General features: G+C 65.1%; 5 protein-coding genes. 3 read left to right on the plus strand and 2 right to left on the minus strand.

Translation table 11 applies throughout. The annotated features are described in order from the left end of the window. The 3 genes from ACWIE7_RS18650 to ACWIE7_RS18660 all read left to right on the plus strand — a co-directional run. Positions 1 to 672, plus strand: a 672-nt coding sequence (locus ACWIE7_RS18650; RefSeq protein ID WP_454070254.1) for an NAD(P)H-dependent flavin oxidoreductase, incomplete at its 5' end; no start/stop codon positions are given. Positions 673 to 1,038: 366 nt separating this feature from the next. After that, positions 1,039 to 1,182: a hypothetical protein gene (locus ACWIE7_RS18655; protein ID WP_454070255.1), complete on the plus strand. Its 144-nt coding sequence runs from the start codon at positions 1,039 to 1,041 to the stop codon at positions 1,180 to 1,182. A 63-nt stretch (positions 1,183 to 1,245) separates the two neighbouring features. Further along, positions 1,246 to 1,416 (plus strand): hypothetical protein, encoded by a 171-nt coding sequence (locus tag ACWIE7_RS18660; protein ID WP_454070256.1) that lies wholly within the window; start codon positions 1,246 to 1,248, stop codon positions 1,414 to 1,416. 76 nt (positions 1,417 to 1,492) lie between these two features. Here the strand turns inward: ACWIE7_RS18660 and ACWIE7_RS18665 are convergent, their stop codons facing one another. Continuing rightward, positions 1,493 to 1,957 carry an SRPBCC family protein gene (locus ACWIE7_RS18665; protein WP_454070257.1) on the minus strand — a complete coding sequence of 155 codons (465 nt, stop codon included), beginning with the start codon at positions 1,955 to 1,957 and terminating at the stop codon, positions 1,493 to 1,495. A gap of 152 nt (positions 1,958 to 2,109) precedes the next feature. Beyond that, a complete protein-coding gene (locus ACWIE7_RS18670) occupies positions 2,110 to 2,250 on the minus strand; it encodes a hypothetical protein (RefSeq protein WP_182633267.1) in 141 nt (46 codons plus the stop codon). Positions 2,251 to 2,897: the final 647 nt, after the last annotated feature.

Genomic DNA, 2,897 nt, shown 5'->3' on the forward strand with positions numbered 1-2,897 from the left:
ACGTTCGGGATCCCGGGCTCCGGGGTGGTGCAGCGGCTGCAGGAGGCGGGGTCGGCGGTGGTCGTGACCGTCGCCGGCGTCGAGGATGCGCGGCGCGCCGTGGAGGTGGGGGCGGACTGGTTGTCCGTGCAGAGCGCCGAGGCCGGGGGGCATCGATCCACCACGGCGGTGGGGGAGGAGCCCGACGACATCACCACCGTCGAACTGGTGCGGGCTGTGCGCGCGGCACTGGCGGAGGTGGAGTTCGTGGCCGCCGGCGGAATAGCGACCCCGGAGGACGTCTCTGCCGTGCTGGCCGCCGGCGCGACCGGCGTGCAGCTCGGGACCGTGCTGCTGCGCACCCGCGAGGCGGGCACGAGTGCGTTGCACCGGGCGGCGCTGGGCGATCCCAGGTTCACCGAGACGCGGCCCACCCGCTGCTACACGGGGCGCTACGCCCGCGCGCTGGTCAACGGCTTCGTGGCTGAGCACCACGACGCAGCCCCGGCCGCGTATCCGCACCTGCACATTCTCACGGGCCCGATGCGTAAGGCCGCAGCCCAGGCGGGCGACATTGACGTGCCGCCGCTGTGGGCCGGGTCGCGATGGCGTGCTGCTGATGCCTACGCCGATCGGCCAGCCGGCGAGGTGGTTGCCGAGCTTTGGGATGGCGCGCGGCCCTCAGTGGGCTGATTCTTCAGCCGGGAGCCCCCAGATTCCGCAGCCTCGAGCCGGCATTCGTTGGCCTCGGAGCGGCCGAAGGGTAGGCAGCGAATTCTCGTGTACTGATGCGGGTCTGGCTCCAGGGAACCCGAACGGGCGCTTCCTGAGTGAGGCCCCCGTCTGAAGATTGCCTGAGCTTCAGCGGCGCGAGCTCGGGCCGATCCTGAGTTCGAGGAGCGGAACTTAATGAGCAACGATGGCGCGGCCTACGAACGACCAGCGAAGTTGTGCGACATGACCCGACTATTGTGTCGCAGATCACTGCATGCTACGTTCTGGTAACACTGTTCGTGAACGTCAATAATCTTTGACGTTGACTCCCGGAAGGGGAAAAAGATGGGTTCACTCACGGCGTCCACTGAAGCTATGGGCGGCGGCGTCCTGGATCTGCTCACCATCATGGCCGGCATCGACGGACTCGTTGGTGCCATGTTCGGCTCCATTGGCAACCTCATCGGTGTCGGCAACGGTGCCGTCTGACTCTGGCTAGTCGGCAATAACTGATCGCCATCCACTCACATCGCAGAATGCAAAGGAAGCACCATGCTATTCGGATCAATTGACAACGTCTTCGGCGCCGTCGAGGGCAGTGTCGCGGGCTTCGGAGAGTTCATCGGGACCCTGCTCGGCACCGGCACAGGCAGCGTTGCCGGCCTGTTCTCCAACGTCCTCGAGGCGATCTACGCCGGTAGCGGCCAGGAGATCCAGCTCTAAACTCGAGCTCGTAGCGAATACTCCGATCGACCCCCGGGTAACAACCCCGGGGGTCGCTCGATTTGGGTGCGTGGCGTCAGGAGTTGGCGCGTCGCTCGGCTTCGCTCCCGATGTCGGCCAGATCCTGCTCCATGGTCTTGCGGGTCGAGTTCAGCGCGACCTTGCCCATCACGCCCATGACTACCCGGGAGATGGCCGGGGCGTGCGCGGTTTCCGCGCTGAAGTGCATGAACAGGGTTGTGCCCCCGTCGGCGTCGGCAGTCAAGGTGAACACGGTCTTGTATTCGGTCCCGCCGTTCTCAGCAACGATCGTGGTGGAGTGCGGTGCGTCCGCGGTCTGCACCATCATCTCTTCGGTTGACTTCATTCCGAACATCTTGCGGGTCTCGCGCCAGCGAAAGCCTGGCTCATAGACGCCGGCGGTCAGGATCTTCACCGACAACACACCGGAAAGGGTGCGGTGTGCGTTGGGAATGTCGGTGAGGACGGCCCACACGGTCTCCGGATCGGCGTCAATGTGGCGAGACAGGTCAAGCTGCATAAGCTCGAGTGTAGTGCCGCGCGGCGTCTCGGTCGGGGCAGCGAAGAACACGGTGTCGTGAAATGCACGGCGCCGGCATCCCTTCCCCATGAGTGGATGCCGGCGCGATGCCGACCGGTCAGCGGGCCAGCCCGCCGATGGTCGTTCTCGAGTCAGGAGCCCCAGTTGGCGAGGTTGCCGCCGAGGACCCAGAGGATGTTGCCGAGGAAGCCGGTGCTGACATCGAGGATGCCGGAGCCGGTATTGAACATGACTGAACCCCAGCCGAGCTGGTTGAGAATATCGGAGAACATAGTGGTGGTCCTTTCGACGGAGGTGCGGCGTGGACACGTCGCGTTGAACTGAGTTCGCCGCTGGGTCTCAAGGGCCCCGTGGTGGACTCGCCCCACATATCTGTGATCCGAATCACAGTGTTACGGGCGCTCTTCGGGATATTGCTCTGGTAATCGAGGTTCTCGGCGCAGTCGGACATCTGAGATTCACAGATGCCTTGTTCGCCAACGGATGTGGCCACTGGCGCCGCAACTGTTTCGATCGCGTCACAAAGGGCAGATCGCTGTCATTCGGGCATGCAGTCGGCGATGCGTGGGAGCCGGAGGGTCTGGCGTGTCGCTAGGTCCGGCGCGGTCCGGGTTTCAGCGCGGAGGGCGAAGTCGACCACTGTGGTGTGGGGCCAGCGCTGTGCCAAGGCTGGCGCGAAGGGCCGGGCGGGGGCCCGCCGATCGACGCGCGGCAGGAGTGGCCGACTGGAGGCCCAACGAAGACGTCGAACCCGATGGCGAGGGCAGGCTCCGAAGGGGGAATCGCTAATGTCGTTCGGTGTGGCGAGGGTAACGGGGCGTTGACGAGAACTCCTCTCTTGTGGGGTTCGCGACGGATCGAGCTACCCAAGCTTGAACCGACGAAATGACCAGCGCTGGCATCGCCCGAAGGCGATGCC

It is taken from the genome of Dietzia sp. NPDC055343 (assembly GCF_053645265.1).

Excerpts from the sequence above, each read along its gene's own strand:
- ACWIE7_RS18655 (WP_454070255.1), top strand. The coding sequence starts at position 1,039 with ATGGGTTCACTCACGGCGTCCACTGAAGCTATGGGCGGCGGCGTCCTG.
- ACWIE7_RS18660 (WP_454070256.1), top strand. The coding sequence starts at position 1,246 with ATGCTATTCGGATCAATTGACAACGTCTTCGGCGCCGTCGAGGGCAGT.
- ACWIE7_RS18665 (WP_454070257.1), bottom strand. The coding sequence starts at position 1,957 with ATGCAGCTTGACCTGTCTCGCCACATTGACGCCGATCCGGAGACCGTG.
- ACWIE7_RS18670 (WP_182633267.1), bottom strand. The coding sequence starts at position 2,250 with ATGTTCTCCGATATTCTCAACCAGCTCGGCTGGGGTTCAGTCATGTTC.